This is a genomic window from Rhodococcus sp. KB6 (assembly GCF_001445685.1).
Taxonomy (GTDB): Bacteria; Actinomycetota; Actinomycetes; order Mycobacteriales; family Mycobacteriaceae; genus Rhodococcus_F; species Rhodococcus_F qingshengii.
Genome location: NZ_LNAK01000156.1, coordinates 129911 through 144381, shown reverse-complemented (window position 1 = coordinate 144381; position 14471 = coordinate 129911). Strand labels below are relative to the sequence as shown.

The window sequence follows — 14471 nt, the reverse complement described above, 5'->3', positions numbered from 1 at the left end:
CCATTAGCTCAATTCATCGATGAGCCATGATGGAGTGGTCGAATGAGTCGAAGGTCGGAGTGAAAATGTCGGAGCCTCCGATGCGTGAGATCGAGTGCTTCCTCGTTCTCGCTGAAGAACTGCACTTCGGTCGCACCGGCGAGCGGCTGTTCATCTCCCAGAGCCGAGTGAGTCAGCTGATCAGCGCGTTGGAGCGTCGTATCGGCACCAGCCTGGTGGCGCGCACCAGTCGCCGCGTTCACCTGACTGAATTCGGTGCCGATTTTCTTGCGTCGTTGGCTCCCGCGCATCGTGCGCTTGTCGGAGTAATCGAGGACGCTCAGTCAAGAGCACGGAACATGCCGGCGCCGCTTCGGGTGGGTTTCCAAGGAGCAATTTACGATTCGATCGCGGCTGCTGTCTCTCGTTTCGAAATACAACATCCGCAAACATGCGTGACCATCAAAGAATTACCCCTGGGTGATCCGTTCAGTGATGTACTCGCCGGGCGAATCGATGCGGCAGTGGCCCTTCTCCCCGTAGATGAGCCGGAACTGACAACCGGGCTCGTCTTTTCTCGACAGCCCCAGACCCTCGCCGTCTCAGTCCATCACCCGTTCAGCGAACTGAGCGTGATCGACGCCGAGCAGTTGGCGCAGATCTGCCTGGTACCCATCACCGGCCCCGCCCCCGACTATTGGCAGCGTGTGAATTCCCCGAGCACGACGCCGGGCGGAGCCACGATTCCCACGCAGGGTGGGGCGAGCACCGTTCAGGAAGGCCTGTCGCAGGTCGCATTCAGTCAGGTCGGCCTCATCCTCTGCGCTGCGACCGCTGCATACAGCCAGCGCTCGGACATCACATTCGTACCGATCAACGGATTACCCGAATCTGCTTTGGGTCTCGTGTGGCGTACCGATCTCGAAAGCCCACGACTTCGCGCTTTCGCGAAAGCGATCGAGGAAGCGCACACCTGTCCCTCCTGACGTCGATCAGTAAGTCGCGGAAGGAGTCCGGGGCATTGAGATGCATCGTGTGTGAGATGATCGCGCCATGTCTGCGATCACCGACTACTTCACCGCGCGCACGGATGAGCATGCCACCTCTGCCCTCGCGGGACTCGTCGACTTGGAACCAGAGGTGATGGAGGCGAACGCAGCTTCTCGCCCGCGGGTCCAGTTGGCTGCGAGTGGGACTCCAGTTCTGCAGGCGAAAGGCGTCGATCCAGTTGTCGCGCTCGGCCGACTGGAAGCAGCCCTCACCGCTCGCCCCTACGACGAAGTTGCAAAAGGTCCACGCTGCGGGAAACTCGTCGCGATGAGCGACGACGGCGACACCCTCGTGCTCACGGTTACCGACGAATTACGCGATGCACTAGCGGAATTGAACGCTGACGGTGTCGCCGCCGCTGCGGCGGCCTGGGCAATCGACGAGACGAGTGAACCGTCGGAGGACTCAGTGCCGTTCCTGACCGCCTTCGCCGAACTAGCGACCAGAGCTGTGGCTCAGGGCGAACGGATGTACGGCTACGTCGTCATCTGAGCTTCGCAACTCCGCCGACCTGATTGGAAGGCTGTTCGTCTTCGACAACTCCGGATCTGACCGTCACCCCGGGATCTGCATGGCCAGATCGTTGCGGTCGAAATCGGAGAACTGCTGGGTGTCAGTGCAGTATCCACAGCTCGCTCCGAAGAACTCGGTGCGAGCGTTCGGATCGTCGAGTAGCCAGTACCGCAGCCACGCCGTGCTCGGCCCGCGCATATCGCCGCCGTTGATCGCCGTACCGAAGTGCGTGGCGCCGCGCAGTTCCAGATACTCGGCAGGCACGTGGTCTGCGTCCTCGTACATCGCCCGCACGATCGCCGGCCAAACGATTGCGTCGGCCTGGCCGGCCAGATAGAGAACGGGCTCGTCGATGAGATCGACATCATTGAGCGGGCCTGGTTGGATCGCGACGGCGGTGTCGACGCGGTCGTCGATCGCCGCGTTGATCGCCGCAGACCCGCCCTGCGAGTGCCCCACCGCACCAATGTGTTCCAGGTCGACTTTGCCGTAGAAGACACTCGACGGGCTGGCCGCTTTGTCCGCGATGAGGTCGATTCCCGACCGCATGGTGATGGCGAAATTGCTTGCCGGTGTATTGGCGGCGACCACGATGAATCCGTGGCTGGCGTAGTGGCGCAACAAGGAGGTGTACGCACCGGGGAGCACACCGGTACCGTTCCCCCAGATCACAACAGGGTGCTTCTCGCCGCGCGCGCCGAGCTGGCGCGGGTAGTACAGAGTGTGCACCAGCCCGATCGAGACGTTCGGGGTGTACGGCCCTGCACTCGCCCAATCGTGCCCGACGCTCGGGATGCCGGGCGCATCGGCAGCCGCTGTTCCGGTTGCGCCCGTGAGTCCTAGCGTCGCGCACAACGCAACCGCCGCTGCAGCATTCACGAAATGTTTCAGAGACTTTCGCATGAAAGTCAACCTTTCGAAGTTGATCCGGAGTGACGTGTATTACATATTCACGGGAAGGCAACCCGTCGGCTTTGTTTCAGGAAACGGACTATCCCAGAAGTGTTGTGTCTGTGGACAAAATCATCGTTCTCGGTGGATGCCCGGGCGACGCGAATACCCAGAGCGCAAGGTCGAGATCGCCTCGGCCTACGGCTTCCGCGCGGATTGCTCGGCACACAGCCGTAGGAAATGTTCGACGATCTGCGTGTTCGGGCCGTCCCTTGCCACGGCTGCGATCTTCCGTGGGGGCAGTTCGAATATCTCGCCCACAGTGCACCCGCGTTCGGATGCTCGCTCGGCACTGGAGAGTTCGAGGATGACAGCACCGATCCCTTCGTACGCGAAATCCGCGAAGGCATCGCGGTGCTGTGACCTCATCACGAATGCGTGGTCGATTCGCGGTTCGATCGACCGCAGATGGCGATAGACATCGGAAGTTTCGAACCGTGGTGCGACAACCAAGCCGATGCGCATGAGATCTTCGCCGATGAATACCCCGTCCACCGGTGACGGGGTACCGGGCGGGCAGACGAGCCGCAACTTGTGGTCCGGAAGGCGCACCGTGCGCGTCCCGGGAACACCGGTGGGCGGCGACTCCATTATTGCCACGTCAGCGGTGCCTGCCATGACCGGGTGAATCGCATCGGCCACGGATGACCCAGGTGGATCCGAGATAGTGATCCTCAGGTTCGGCACCTCCGTGCGCAGCGCTCCGAGCAGTACCGCTGCGGGATCGTCCGCAAGGCTCGCTGTCGTGGCAACACTGAGGCGGGGGACTGCTGGCAGTAAGGACTCGCTGTCGACCACTAATCGGTCGAGCGCGGCCAGCGCTTCGCGTGCTGGATCGATGAGATTCCGTCCGCGCGCCGTCAGCGTCGCGCCGGTCCGGCCTCGATTGAAAAGCCGTCCTCCGACGCGTCTTTCGAGCCGCGCAATTGATTGAGAGACGCTCGATGTTCCCGTGAACTGATTTGCCGCTGCCGCCGTGATACTGCCGTGTTCGACGACGGCAAGGAAGTCTTGTAGCTGCCGCGGATCGATTCGCGGGGTTGCGGACTCTCCGAACTTGCTCATCCGGCGTTCCCCATTCCACCTTCGTCACGTAATCGACTGGTCGTCTCGATAAACGCTTGTGCCGCAGGCGATGGCGTCGAACCGTGGAACATCCAGATATCACGAGTGAGCGGGGGCCGAGTACGACACAACACCACACCTTCTCCGACTGTATCGGCGACAGATTCGGGAAGGAAAGCGACGCCGACTCCCGCGCGTACAAGTGGGATCATCGAAGCCACAGAGATAGTCTCCGCAACCACCGCCTCGTCCACAGTGCCTTCGCCCAGGCGTTCCGCCAACAGTCGCCGAGTGACATCGTCACGCGGGCTGGTGATCAATCCGATTCGCAACAGATCCGTCAACGCCGCTGCCCCCTCGCCTTCACTTCGTGCGGCCGGCACCAGCGCAACGATTTGTTGCCGGCCGAGAAGGATACGTTCAACGCCCTCGTCGAACACCTCGTCCACCCCGAGGCCGATATCAGCCTGACCCGAGGCGACCACCGTTCCGATTCCGTCGGTGTCATTGCTGAGCATCGTCACCGCAACGTTCGGAAATTTGCTTTTGAACGCACCCAGGGCCGTGGCCGCTGGATCACGCGCCAATGTTCGCGGACACACGACCGTCAGCCGACCCCGCTGCACGACGTTCAATGGATGCAAAGCGTGATCCAAATCCCGGTATGCCCGAAGTACTTGGGCCGCCGGACCTGTGAGATCGCGTCCAGCGTCGGTCAGGCTGACTCCCCGCGAGCCACGGCGGACGAGCGTCAGGCCGCACTCTTTCTCCATTCTGGCGAGAGCCTCCGAGATTGTCGGCTGGCTGACCCCCAGTCCGCGAGCCGCAGCGGAAATGCTGCCCCGATCAGCAAGGGCGAGAAAGTATTCCAGATGACGCCGGTCCATTCGGGGTTCCCTTCTCGTGGCAGTCCTCGCGCGCGCCCGATTTTGCGCCCGTCAGCCATAGGGAAACCCTATGGCATACCTCTCGAATGTGGCGTAGACGGGAAGAAGAATCCCGTGATCTGCTTCACATATGAACGCAGTGAGCAACAACCCGGGGAGCTTCGACCAGAGGCGCCCGTCTGCTTTTGTCGAGCACCTATCGCCGCCTGCGAGCACTACGGAGGAGGCGCCGAAATGACCGAAACCATCACCGCAAGTTCGCCATCCGGTGCTACGTCACCCCGTTCTGCGAGGCGGGCGCGCTCTGAGCCGAAGCCCGCTCGACAGCGTCGATCCGGTACGCGACTCACCATCGGGGTACGACTGGCCCAGGTCGCGCTGCTTCTGGTCCTACTCGGAGCGTGGCAGCTCGTCGCATCGCACGGTTGGATCGAGCCAGTTCTGGCCAAAACGCCAGGCGAGGCCTGGGCCTACTTCACCGCAGCGGTGCAGTCGGGCGAGATTTCGTCGAACTTGCGTGCCACGATGACTGCCGTCGTGATCGCGTGGATCCTCGCTAGCGCAGTCGGGGTGGCGGTCGGACTCTCTCTCGGACTGCTTCCGACCCTCGAACGCATCATGAGTCCGTTCCTGGATGCGGCGAATGCCATGCCACGTCTTGCGCTGGCGCCTCTGCTTATCGTCATCTTCGGGATCACGATGACGGCGAAGGTCGCTCTCGCGTTCACACTCGTCTTCTTCATCGTCTGCTCGAGTGCACGAGCCGGTGTGAAGTCAGTGGACGACGAATGGCTCCGACTATCCACTGTCCTGAATGCCAGTAAGACACAGGTGTTCTGGCACATCCTCCTCCCCGTCGCAACACCTGGCATTTTTGCCGGTCTTCGGTTGGGGCTGATCTATTCGCTACTTGGCGTTGTCGGTTCGGAACTGATCTCGTCACGGGACGGGCTGGGCCAGCTTGTGTCGATCTACTCGGCCCAGTTCCGGATGGAAGCGGTCTACGCGATCCTCATACTTCTCGCAATCGTCGCAGTCGTCCTCAACCAGGTCATGAACTTCGCCGAGCGCTACCTCCTTCGGTGGCAGCCGCCGGCTCGACGATGACAGGAATCATCATGGATACCAACGTGATTACACCCGCCGTACAACTCGACGGACTGACGATATCCTTCCCCTCACCCGACGGGTCGACGAAAACTGTGGTCGACAATCTCGACCTCACCATCCCTCGCGGACAGTTCGTGAGCTTGGTCGGCAGGAGCGGTTGCGGAAAGACCACTCTGCTCAACGCGCTCGCTGGATTGGTGGACGCAACAGAAGGGAAGACCGAGGTCCTCGGCACAACACCATTCGACGCTCGTTCTCGGATGGGCTTCATGATGGCCCGAGATGCGCTGTTCCCGTGGCGAACAGCGCAGAAGAACGTGGAGTACGGTCTCGAATTGAGGGGAGTACCCAAGGCGGAGAGACGAACTCAATCAGCGCGCTGGCTTGCGGCCGTTCAAATGTCCGAGGCGTCACGGCTGTGGACTTGGCAACTCTCCCAAGGGATGCGCCAGCGTGTCGCGTTGGCCCGAACGTGGGCACTGGATCCGGACATCTTGTTGATGGACGAACCCTTTGCCGCCCTCGATGCGCAAACCCGAGTCGAAGTACAGCGAGAATTCCTCGAGCTTTGGCAATCCCAGGTAGGCCGGACGGTCATCTTCGTAACCCACGACCTCGGCGAAGCCATCTGTCTCTCCGACCGCGTTCTGCTGCTCGGGGCCGGCCGAGTGATCGACGACGTCAGCATTGACATCGAACGCCCCCGCGAACTCGAAACCCTCACCGCCGAACCTCGATACATCGAAATCTTCAATCGGCTGCGTGGTCAGCTCGACCACTGATGTGCCCAGCCAACTCAGCTTGATTACTGATGTGCCCAGCCAACTCAGCTTGATTTCTGATGCGCCCAGCCATCAAGGAACAGGAATCCCATGAAACTTCGACCTTTTGTCGGCACAGTCATTGCAGCGGCCCTACTGCTTTCCGCGTGTGGAGGGGGAGGGCGTCCGAACGACGGTAGCGTCGCCATCGGGGTCTACCCTGCGAGTGCTTTGTCCCTACCTGTCTACGTCGCCGTCCAACAAGGAATGTTCGACAAGGAAGGCCTCCACGTCGAGCTCATCGACGGAAAGAACGGGCCCGAACTCATCAGCGGTCTCATCGGCGGCACAACCGATCTCGCGGTCGGTGCACCCGGAACCGTCGTGCCGGCCATAGAGCAAGGGCAGAGTCTGCGGCCACTGTCCCCGTACGGGTCGATCGATCTTGCCATCGCCGTGACGAAAGACAGCGGCATCACCACCATCGAGGATTTGCCCGGCAAGCGGATCGCCATACCGTCACGTGGCGGCGCGGCCGAGCAATTCGTCAATCAGCTTCTCGCAGAACGAAACATCGACGCCTCCACGGTGCAATTCATCGCAGCGGCACCCACCGCGAGTCAGATACCACTCGCACGAAAGGGCGACATCGATGCCGCCGTTCTCACCGCTGCCAGCCAGGCCGTATTCGACGCTCAAGGAATACCGATGACGGCGATTACAGAAGTAGACCCGGTGGGCTCTGACGGCGTGAGTTCATACGGCCTGGGCACGGTGCTCGTCACGACAGCCACATTCGCTGAATCCGATGCTGCCACCCCCGTGTGTGCGGCGCTCGAGGCCGCAGCAGGGTGGATAGCCGATCCTGCGAACGAGCTAGCAGGAGCTCAACTTCTCACCGAGCGAATGAATGTTCCTGCTGACAAAGCCAACCAGGTGTGGGCTTCGCAGAAGAGTCTCTGGCCTGTGCAGATTTCGGCCGACCGATGGACCCAGAACGTCGCATGGGTGAACAACCAGACCTCGGGCAAGTCCGACGCAGACGTTCCCTTCGACCCCCTCTGCTGACCAACGCCCCCAAACACAATCCAGTTCGTCTACCACGAAAGAGAAGAAACGATGACACAACTCGCTGACCAGTCAACACAATCCGAGTCCCAGCACGATCGCCGGCAGCTCACCGAGGCTTGGTCTGCAGTCACCGACAGCCTTGCGACATTCGGTTCGACCGCTGCCGCTACCGGATCGCCGCTGGACAGCGCCGAAGGTGTACGGCACGCACTTCGTCTGTTCGGATACCTCGCCGAGATGAACATCGAGCGCCAAGACGTACTCCGGCCTGAACTCTTCACCCTGATGTCACCGATGCGAAAGTTCTGGGGAGACGGCATCGACGTCGACTACTGGACTGCGATGATCGACCCCAACGAGACATATCGCATTCACGGTAACCGTGGCACAGTGCCCTACGTCGCCGTCCTCGCCAATCGTGTGGGCGCGTCTGGGACCGACAGGGTCGCCGACAACATCGTCATCGACGACAAGGTGTGTGACGCGGACGGCAACTTCGAGATCTTCGTCGCACAAGAGCTGGAGGGGCGCAGCGGCATTCGGCTGGATGAGCGCTGCTTCGACGTAGTAGTGCGTGTGTATCACAAGACGCGTAACGCGGAGATCGATCCTGTTCTCCACATCGAGCGCCTCGGTCCGCCGCCTGGTGCACGCCCCGATCTCGACACGGCGTGGCTGACCCAGCGCCTCACGAAACTTGCTCGTGGCATGGACGTGAGCCTTCGACGCAGTCTTCAGCTCATCGAAACACTCAGTCAGTCTCCCAACGAGATTCGCGTGACCTCGGAGCAGCGAGGGTGGGGAGACTTCTACGGCACCAGCTCCAACCAATACGTTGCCGGCTGGTGGTCACTGAAAGACGCTACTGCCGTCGACATTACGTTCACCATCCCCGACTGCACCTACTTCGGAGTGATGCTGTACAACCACTGGTTCGAGTCCTTCGAGTACCGCGACCACACCGTCAACCTCAACGACGCACACTTCGAGCGCAATGACGATGGAACCGTGACGATCCGAATCGGGGGAGTAGAAGGCGACAGAAACCGACTGAACCCCTGCAACCACACCGAAGGCATCTTGTTGGCGCGCTGCCTGGAGCCCGCTGAGGATGTCACTTCGCCTCATGTGGAGATCATTCGATGACCGACGAAGTAGACCTGCCGTTGGCAGGTGTCCGAGTAGTGGAGATCGGTCAACTGATCGCAATACCCAGCGCCGGGCAGCAGTTGTCCGATCTCGGCGCCGAGGTCATCAAGCTCGAGCCTCCAGGTGGTGAACCGGCCCGACAAATCGACGCCGACTACGCGCGCGGCATCTTCTACGGGTACAACCGTGGAAAGCGTTCAATCTGCCTCGACCTCAAAGACTCCGCCGATCTGCAGCGAGCTCGGGATCTGATCGCATCGAGCGACATCTTGCTGCACAATCTTCGCCCGGGAACCCTCGATCGATTGGGATTCTCCTCTACCGAACTTCAACGCCTGCGACCGGAAATCATCGCCGTCTCGGTGAGCGGGTACGGGGCGGAAGGCCCGTCCGCCACCCGCGCGGGGCTCGACATCGCTGCGCAAGCAGAGAGCGGACTGATGTCGGTGACGGGTGAGGCGGATAGCCCGCCACAACGTGTGGGCGCACCGGTCATAGACCATGCAACGAGCTATGTCGTCGCGCAGGCGGCACTGGCAGCGCTACTTCGACGTGAGCGCACCGGCAAAGGATCGTCCGTCCGAGTCTCCCTGCTGGACGTCGCAATCCACTTGCAGACCGCCAACTGGATCGAGTGGCAGGTATCCGGAAAGCCCATGAGTCGCAAAGGGAACGGACAACCAAGCGTCGCACCGGCGGCAGACGTCTTTCGCGCCGCCGACGGCGAGCTGGTGATCAGCGGATACCAACCGCGCGCATGGATCGAACTGTGCAAGGCGATCGACCTACCCGAGTTGGCCGACGACCCGAGGTTCACCACCAACGCGCTGCGCGTGGAAAACCGTGTTGACCTCGTCGCCACGATCGAGAAGCAGCTGTGCTACCGCAGCGCCGCTGAGGCAGTAGAGCATCTCACTGCGGCCGGAGTGGTTGCCGCAGTTGTGCGTGACTACGACCAGGTAATTTGCGCCGACGATGTGATTGCGAACCGTACCTTCATCCCCGGCACCAACGAACATGGCGAACAGTATTTGACGCCTGCCATGCCCTATCGCGCCGAACCTCCGATGGCACGAACTGAACTTTCACAGGTTCCGGCCTTGAACGAGTGGACAACATCGACGCGCTGAATGCGCCGTTCGGGTCGAAATTGACTTTGCACCAACGTAACTGACAAACAGATAGCCATGCACCATCGAGGAGATGTCCAGTGCTGACCACCGCATTTACCGAGACATTCGGAGTTCGCCACCCAATCGTGCAGGGCGGCATGCAATGGGTGGGGAGAGCAGAACTCGTAGCGGCAGTTGCAAACGCCGGCGCGCTCGGCATGCTCACTGCCCTGACACAGCCGACACCTGACGATCTTGCCCGAGAAATATCCCGAACGCGCGAGCTCACCGATCAACCTTTCGGGGTCAACCTCACAATCCTCCCGACGATCACACCTCCGCCCTACGATGAGTATCGCAACGTGATCATCGACTGCGGAGTGAAAGTCGTCGAGACAGCTGGATCGTCTCCCGCGCCCCATCTGCCGCACTTTCACGGCGCAGGCATCAAGGTTCTCCACAAGTGCACCAGCGTCCGCCACGCGGTCAAAGCCCAGGCCCTCGGTGTCGACGGCATCAGCATCGACGGGTTCGAATGTGCCGGGCATCCAGGGGAAGACGACGTACCGGGTCTCGTCCTCATCGCTGCAGCAGCAGAGCGGATCAGCATTCCCATGATCGCGTCCGGTGGATTTGCCGACGCGCGAGGATTGGTGGCCGCCCTGGCGCTTGGCGCCGACGGCATCAACATGGGCACTCGGTTCATGTGTACCGAGGAGTCCCCGATTCACCACAACATCAAGCAGGCGATAGTCGCTGCCTCGGAGGTCGACACGGAACTGATTTTCAGGTCACTGCGCAATACCGCTCGCGTAGCACGCAACAGCATCAGCCAAGAAGTTGTCGAAATCCTCTCCAGTGGTGGCAAATTCGAAGACGTTCGACATCTTGTGGCCGGTGCGCGGGGCCGAGCGGTGTTCGACAGCGGCGACCAGGAGGCTGGCATCTGGACGGCTGGCACTGTGCAAGGATTGATTCACGACATCCCCACAGTGGGTGAATTGGTGGAACGAATTGTCACAGAGGCCGAAGCACTGATTGCCGGACGGCTTACCGGCCTCCTGGATCCTCTCAGCGCCTGACTACGTCCGAACCCACTGGGCGCTACCGTCGGCCAGTTCTTCGCGAATGCCCCTGCCGTTGCGCTCGTCGACCCGCGTGCCGCCGATACCTCGTCCTCGATGCGTCGTGCGGTGACGGGGAGCTCTTCCAGATCGCCTCGCGGCTCGCCATCGCCGCTCGATCGTTTCGGGTGCATCCCGACGATCATTGACGCCAGGACGAGGAAAGGAGGTGTACTCCGAATTGCTTGCGGTCATCAGAGTGACAACCGCAAGGATTTCGATCGGCACCGAGCACGACCTACTCAATGTTGTGTCCATGGTGCTACCAACCCTGTTGTCACCCGCGCCATTGCGATCAACGCACTGTTGCCAGAGTTCCAATAGTTCTTGTGCACATCCAGATTCGGTATGAGTCGGCCAGCACGCGCATAACATCACCGTCGGTCCGAAGTAGCTTCCCCACGCCACGCCGACACTTCTTGGCTTCGACTGAGTACCACCCAGCGTGGTCCGAGAACATGTTGGCCAATCGGGAGGCGACGGTGACCATCGGAAGTGAAAAGATTTCTGTGAACACAACCCTGTTGACAGGGAAAGAGGCGGAGAGCGCCTTCGAACGGTTCGTCGAGTACAACCCTACGTGATCGGTGTACAAGACATGCGCGGCATGAAATCTTTCTGTGTTCGCTCTCGAACGGCGCCAAACCTGATTCCCCGCAACAAGAACAACCCTTTACTCCCGCTCGACCGGTATCGACTGTCCGGACTCAGGGACCGCGGGCGCGTACCTGGGCCCGTTCCCTAGCGGTGGGTCGGGGTTACCACCGAACCACCGACGAAACCGTTGTTATACCTGTCCCAAAGATCCCACAAGGTCTGCAACCCTGTCAGTCAGGGCGATTTGGCAGCGGCGCAACCGAGACCGTGCACGTCGGGCCGGGCAGCTAGTCGCCATCGGCGTTGAGCACACAATCTCGACGCCCCTCCGTTCGGTCCAGGACGGTCGCCATCGAGAGCTCCGCTAGGCCTTCAGCAGGAGGTCTGCAATTTTCTCTGCGGTTTCCTTTGCGGATCCTGGGTTCTGGCCGGTGACGAGGTTTCCGTCGACGACTGCGTAGGACACGAAGGGCAGTTTCGCCTTTTCGTACAGTGCACCACGCGCTTTGGCTTTTTCCTCGGCGTTGTAGGGTACGAGTTTGTCGACGCGGGCGAGTTTTTCCTCGCGCCAGGCGAATCCGGTGAGTTTGCGGCCGGCGATGAGGTAGCTGCCGTCGGACAGTGTGGTGTCGAGAAGTCCGCAGTACCCGTGGCACACCGACGACACGATCCCGCCGCGTTCGAAGATTTCCCGGGTGATGCGTTGCAGACCTTCGCTACCGGGAAAGTCGTACATGACTGCATGCCCGCCGGTGAAGAAGATCGCATCGTAGTCAGCGGAGTCGACCTGTTCGGGGCTGGCGGTGGAGTCGAGTAGCGCCATCCGAGCAGGGTCGGACCGCCATGCCTTTGCGCTCTTGTCGTAGTTCGGGAACTTGAGCGATCGCGGTTCCAAGGGCACCGCTCCGCCCTCGGGGCTGACTAAAGTCTGCTCGAAACCGTGGTCGTCGAAAACCTGCCAGGCATGGCTGAGCTCGGACAGCCACAACCCGGTCTTATGAGACGGATCGTCGTAGTGGCCGACGTTGGTGACTACGTTCAAGATTCGCTTGGTCATCGAACTCTTCTCTCGATCGCTTTGGTCAGTGGATCTCACCCTTGTACCGCCAGAATCGCAGCAAAAGCTGCTCGCACCCGATCTGCAGCCTCACCGGCCGTGGCCGTCGACATTTTGCCGTCGAGATGCAGACAAGCCAAACCGTGCGCCAATGCCCATGCCGCCGATGCCAACGCCTCGGAATCTGCATCAGGAAAGACAAGCGTCATCCCCATCTGCATCAGCAGATGAATCTCTCCAGCCGCTTGCACGCGCTCGTCGTTACCCGTGTCGCACTCGTTGCCGAACATCAACCGGAAGAGCGCCGGTCGCCGCAGCGCGAACTCGACGTAGGCGACTGCGAATTCGGCAAGATCCGCCGACGTCGACGGTAGCTCGCGGCCGTCTGTCAGGTCCGCCTTCAGATCGCGCAACCCTTGCGCGGCGAGAGCAGATTCGAGCGCTTCACGATCAGCGAAATGTCGGTACGGCGCAGTCGCCGACACACCGACCTCGCGCGCGATCGCGCGCATCGAAAACGGCTCACCTGCCTCGAGCATGCGCATCGCCGACGCCAGCAGCGAGGCCTTCAGATCACCGTGATGGTAGCCACCCTTGACTGATGTTGACACCGTTAACTTTCCTTTCTACGCTCATGTGAGCAATGTAAACATACCGCATTCAGGAGCGCCGATGCCATTCACCGACCCTGCACCCGACAAGTTGGAGACTGACAGCACAGTCTCTCCGGTCTTCGCCCCGTTCACTCTTCCCAGTGGGGCGACACTCCCCAACCGGATGGTCAAGGCAGCCATGGAGGAGAACATGGCCGCAGCTGGACAGCTCCCCGGCAAAGAGCTGTTCGAGCTGTACCACCGCTGGAGCCGAGGAGGGGTGGGAACGATCATCACCGGCAACGTCATGGTTCACGCGGAGGCGCTGACCGGGCCGGCCGGCGTCGTTCTCGACGCACAATCCCCAATCGGGCCGTTCCGCGAATGGGCGGATGCCGCACAGGGCGGAGGTGCGAAAGTGTGGATGCAGATCAATCACCCCGGTCGGCAGATTCAAGCCGACATGCCCGGTGTCGCATGGTCTCCGTCGGCCACTCGCGTCGAACTCGGCAAGAACAGCAAGCGATTTGCGCATCCCCAGGCCATGACCGCACGGCAGATAAACGACACCGTCAACCGTTTCGCAACAGCAGCACGTCGCGCAGAGGAAGCTGGTTTCGACGGCGTGGAAATCCATGCCGCACACGGCTATCTGCTCTCGCAGTTTCTCTCTCCGTTGGTCAATCAGCGCACCGACGAATGGGGCGGCACCCTAGAGAACCGAGCGCGATTGCTTCTCGACATCGTCCGCACAGTGCGCAGGGTTGTCGACCCGACGTTCACGGTTGCCGTCAAACTCAATTCCGCGGATTTCCAGCGCGGAGGATTCGACTCCGACGACGCAGCGCAAGTGATCGCCATGCTCGCACCACTCGGTGTCGACGTCGTCGAACTGTCCGGAGGGAGCTACGAAGCACCGGCCATGACCGGCCAAGGCCCGGACGATCGCACCCTCGCTCGGGAGGCCTACTTTCTGACTCTTGCAGAGGAACTGGCCGAGGCCAGCCCGGTGCCGTTGATGTTGACCGGCGGTGTGGTTCGGCGACCTGTTGCCGAGCAGGTCCTGGCGAGCGGTGTGGATTTGGTCGGCATGGGCAGTGCGTTGGCGATCGATCCCGATCTGCCGAATCGGTGGCGCCTCGATGCCGCAGCCTCCGTCGAATTAGCCCCGGTGACCATCAAGGACAAGGCCATGGCGTCGGCGGCGAGCATGGCTCGCGTGCGACAGCAGCTTCGACGATTAGGCCGAGGCAAGTCCACGCGGCCGACGGCCAGCCCTGTGGTCGCACTATTGAAAGAGCAGCTGCTGCAGCGCCGCGCGCTCCGGCGGTATCGCCGCTGGTTACAGCACCGCACCCCCTCGATCGGGTAATGCGGACAGTTTCCCGTCATTTCGGCGGCGAACCCAGACAGTGTTGACAGTGCTTACATTCACCCTTAGCCTGATGTAAG

Annotated in this window: 14 protein-coding genes; 9 read left to right on the top strand and 5 right to left on the bottom strand. The window is 61.2% G+C overall.

Annotated features, from left to right (window positions below):
- The first annotated feature begins 65 nt into the window (after positions 1-65).
- Both ASU23_RS30800 and ASU23_RS30795 read left to right on the top strand, forming a co-directional pair.
- Positions 66-965, top strand: coding sequence for a LysR family transcriptional regulator (locus tag ASU23_RS30800; protein ID WP_058039382.1), 900 nt, complete (start codon positions 66-68; stop codon positions 963-965).
- 67 nt (positions 966-1032) lie between these two features.
- Entirely contained in the window at positions 1033-1521 is a 489-nt protein-coding gene (locus ASU23_RS30795) for a hypothetical protein (protein WP_007735590.1), read from the top strand.
- A gap of 63 nt (positions 1522-1584) precedes the next feature.
- Here ASU23_RS30795 and ASU23_RS30790 read toward each other — a convergent pair whose 3' ends face one another.
- From ASU23_RS30790 to ASU23_RS30780, 3 genes are all read right to left on the bottom strand, one after another.
- Positions 1585-2445, bottom strand: coding sequence for an acetylxylan esterase (locus ASU23_RS30790; protein ID WP_021346076.1), 861 nt, complete (start codon positions 2443-2445; stop codon positions 1585-1587).
- A gap of 186 nt (positions 2446-2631) precedes the next feature.
- Complete coding sequence (locus ASU23_RS30785) at positions 2632-3558, bottom strand: LysR family transcriptional regulator (protein ID WP_058039364.1); 927 nt, start codon at positions 3556-3558, stop codon at positions 2632-2634.
- On the bottom strand, positions 3555-4445 hold the full coding sequence (locus tag ASU23_RS30780) for a LysR family transcriptional regulator (RefSeq protein ID WP_058039363.1): 891 nt from the start codon (positions 4443-4445) through the stop codon (positions 3555-3557). Before ASU23_RS30780 ends, ASU23_RS30785 begins: the two co-directional genes overlap by 4 nt.
- Positions 4446-4679: 234 nt before the next feature.
- Here ASU23_RS30780 and ASU23_RS30775 point away from each other — a divergent pair, with 234 nt between their 5' ends.
- From ASU23_RS30775 to ASU23_RS30750, 6 genes are all read left to right on the top strand, one after another.
- On the top strand, positions 4680-5552 hold the full coding sequence (locus tag ASU23_RS30775; RefSeq protein ID WP_058039362.1) for an ABC transporter permease: 873 nt from the start codon (positions 4680-4682) through the stop codon (positions 5550-5552).
- Between the two features lie 11 nt (positions 5553-5563).
- Entirely contained in the window at positions 5564-6337 is a 774-nt protein-coding gene (locus ASU23_RS30770; RefSeq protein WP_037126877.1) for an ABC transporter ATP-binding protein, read from the top strand.
- Between the two features lie 90 nt (positions 6338-6427).
- Positions 6428-7384, top strand: coding sequence for an ABC transporter substrate-binding protein (locus ASU23_RS30765; protein ID WP_054188347.1), 957 nt, complete (start codon positions 6428-6430; stop codon positions 7382-7384).
- Positions 7385-7435: 51 nt separating this feature from the next.
- A complete protein-coding gene (locus tag ASU23_RS30760; protein WP_054188348.1) occupies positions 7436-8533 on the top strand; it encodes a hypothetical protein in 1098 nt (365 codons plus the stop codon).
- Positions 8530-9666: a CaiB/BaiF CoA-transferase family protein gene (locus ASU23_RS30755; RefSeq protein ID WP_007735579.1), complete on the top strand. Its 1137-nt coding sequence runs from the start codon at positions 8530-8532 to the stop codon at positions 9664-9666. Before ASU23_RS30760 ends, ASU23_RS30755 begins: the two co-directional genes overlap by 4 nt.
- An 80-nt stretch (positions 9667-9746) precedes the next feature.
- Positions 9747-10730 (top strand): nitronate monooxygenase family protein, encoded by a 984-nt coding sequence (locus ASU23_RS30750; RefSeq protein WP_058039361.1) that lies wholly within the window; start codon positions 9747-9749, stop codon positions 10728-10730.
- Positions 10731-11733: 1003 nt separating this feature from the next.
- Here ASU23_RS30750 and ASU23_RS30740 read toward each other — a convergent pair.
- Together ASU23_RS30740 and ASU23_RS30735 are read right to left on the bottom strand one after the other, a co-directional pair.
- A complete protein-coding gene (locus ASU23_RS30740) occupies positions 11734-12426 on the bottom strand; it encodes a type 1 glutamine amidotransferase domain-containing protein (RefSeq protein ID WP_054827898.1) in 693 nt (230 codons plus the stop codon).
- A 35-nt stretch (positions 12427-12461) separates the two neighbouring features.
- Entirely contained in the window at positions 12462-13037 is a 576-nt protein-coding gene (locus ASU23_RS30735; RefSeq protein ID WP_058039359.1) for a TetR/AcrR family transcriptional regulator, read from the bottom strand.
- Between the two features lie 61 nt (positions 13038-13098).
- Here ASU23_RS30735 and ASU23_RS30730 point away from each other — a divergent pair, with 61 nt between their 5' ends.
- The gene (locus tag ASU23_RS30730; RefSeq protein WP_058039358.1) at positions 13099-14391 is read left to right on the top strand and encodes an NADH:flavin oxidoreductase/NADH oxidase family protein; all 1293 of its coding nucleotides are present in this window, start codon (positions 13099-13101) and stop codon (positions 14389-14391) included.
- Positions 14392-14471 lie beyond the last annotated feature (80 nt).